This window comes from Waltera acetigignens, from assembly GCF_025567015.1.
GTDB classification, from domain to species: domain Bacteria; phylum Bacillota; class Clostridia; order Lachnospirales; family Lachnospiraceae; genus Acetatifactor; species Acetatifactor acetigignens.
Genome location: NZ_JAOQJO010000041.1, coordinates 1 through 2,572, shown reverse-complemented (window position 1 = coordinate 2,572; position 2,572 = coordinate 1). Strand labels below are relative to the sequence as shown.

The window sequence follows — 2,572 nt, the reverse complement described above, 5'->3', positions numbered from 1 at the left end:
ACCAAAGGCGCGCGCCCAGATAGGGCGTAGTAAGAAGTAGAATCAGGCACTACCCACTCAGATAACAGTGGAAACGACCCGCCTAACCGATAGGCGAAAGCTGATGCGGGACCATAGCATGGCGGGAAAGCGATAAGTTGCTCTATACACAAGAGCACGACTGAATTGCTACGTTAAGCGGATATGAGGATAGAACTACTGAATGTTGAATGCGAGTTTCAAGTCCCCGTTGTGTTCGGGCGGAGGAATGTGTATGTAACCACCGTAGATACGGCGGCATCAACCTCTGACATGAATAACATTGCGTTTCGCCTTTGCGCGATGGGTTATCAATCAATTCATGTGACAAGCCAGAGAACTGGAAATAACGAAACGAAAGCGTATCCGACAATCCGCATTTGCCTACTTATTACGCTAACTGGGGATTGCCTAAGTCGGAATGCTCAAACGAGCTATGCGAAATGCCCCCTGTGGGTGATAAATCCCAAGCCCTCGAAAGGCAAGGGAGATGACGCTGAATATCCGATACGGCAACGGAGTTCTCATAGTAGTCCTGTGGGAAGTAACGACTCTCACGGAATATATCCTGTATTCCAGACGAAGGAGAACAGTTATTGCATTCCAAAATTGAAATTTGATTAGGGAGGAAAGCCTCAAATGCAACCAACAATCGAGATTTTGGATAGAATCAGAAAAAATTCAAGGGACAACAAAGAGGAAATCTTCACAAGGCTCTACCGCTATCTATTAAGACCCGACCTGTATTATCTTGCGTACAAAAACCTCTACGCCAACAAGGGCGCAGGAACAAAAGGCGTGAATGACGACACGGCTGACGGATTCAGCAAGGAAAAAGTTGACCGGATCATCCAATCTCTGGCTGACGGAACCTATACTCCGAATCCTGTTCGCCGCGAGTACATCCAGAAAAAGCAGAACAGCACAAAAAAACGTCCTCTTGGAATTCCTACCTTTACGGACAAGCTGGTGCAGGAAGTATTGAGAATGATATTGGAATCGGTCTACGAGCCAATCTTCTCAAACAATTCTCACGGCTTTCGTCCCAACAGGAGCTGCCACACTGCGCTGAAATCTTTGAAAAGAGAATTTTCAGGTGTGTCGTGGTTTATTGAGGGCGATATTAAAGGCTGTTTCGATAACATTGACCACCAAGTTTTAGCAAACGTCATAAACGCCAAGATTAAAGATGCTCGGTTGATTCAGCTCATCTGGAAATTCCTAAAAGCCGGTTATATGGAGGACTGGCAATACCATGCTACCTACTCAGGCTGCCCGCAGGGCGGCATCGTTTCGCCCATACTCGCAAATATCTACCTGAATGAGCTGGACAAGTTCGTAGAAAAAACCGCCAAAGAGTTCTATAAAAGCAGGGACAGGCACCATACCCCGGAATACGATAAGGTCACATGGCAGATAAAAAAGGCTCAGAAACAGCTGAAAACTGCAGCGGGTCAGGAAAAAACAGCTTTGTTGCAGAAAATCGCTCAATTAAAAGCAGTCATGCATAAAACGCCCTGTATGTCCAAAACGGACAAAGTCATCAAATACATCCGTTATGCTGACGACTTCATTCTTGGCGTGAAGGGCGATAAAGCGGACTGTGAGCGTATCAAGAGACAGCTGTCCGACTTCATCAGCCAAACCCTGAAAATGGAGCTTTCAGAGCAAAAGACACTCATTACGCACAGTAACCAGTATGCAAGATTTTTGGGTTATGACATCCGTGTGAGGAGAGACCAGAAGCTAAAGCCGCACGGAAACCACGTTTCCCGCACGCTCAACGGGTCTGTTGAGCTGTGCATTCCGTTTGCGGACAAAATTATGCCTTTCCTGTTTGGGAAGTCGGTCATTCGGCAACTACGCGACGGGACAATAGAGCCTACCGCAAGAAAATATATCTTTCGGTGTACGGACTTGGAGATTGTATCAACGTACAACTCTGAGCTGCGCGGTATTTGCAACTATTACAGCATAGCCAGCAATTTCAACAAGCTTCAATATTTTGAATATTTGATGGAATACAGCTGCCTGAAAACTCTCGCTGGAAAGCATGAGAGCACCAGCAGAAAAATGATGCGCAAATACCGTGATGGAAACGGCAGCTGGGGTGTGCCCTACCAAACAAAAGCAGGCATAAAACGCCGCAGTTTCGCAAGGTTTATGGATTGCAAAAATACAGACCTCTGGACAGATAAAATCATAGACTTTGCAATCGCACACATCGGTTCCAGAACGTCATTTGACGATAGGCTGTCCGCCCGCGTGTGTGAGCTGTGCGGAAAGACCAATGTGCCGCTGGAAATACACCATGTAAATAAGGTGAAGAACCTCAAAGGAAAACAACTGTGGGAGCTTGCGATGATAGCGAAAAAGCGAAAAACACTTGCGGTGTGCAAGGACTGTCATCACAAGATTCACCACCCTTGAACGACACTGATTTGAAGCAATAATGGCGAGCCGGATACATCGAGAGGTGTACGTCCGGTTCTGGGAGGGGTTTGGGCAAACCTACGGCAGTAATGCCGCAAGGCGGCTCATTCCTACTCTACGA

At 46.8% G+C, this 2,572-nt stretch carries 1 protein-coding gene; it reads left to right on the top strand.

Annotated features, from left to right (window positions below; genetic code table 11):
• Nucleotides 1–657 precede the first annotated feature (657 nt).
• Entirely contained in the window at nt 658–2,448 is a 1,791-nt protein-coding gene (locus tag OCV96_RS19295) for a reverse transcriptase domain-containing protein (RefSeq protein WP_154039839.1), read from the top strand.
• Nucleotides 2,449–2,572 lie beyond the last annotated feature (124 nt).

Coding starts and splice junctions, on each gene's coding strand:
- OCV96_RS19295 (WP_154039839.1), top strand. CDS start 658: ATGCAACCAACAATCGAGATTTTGGATAGAATCAGAAAAAATTCAAGG.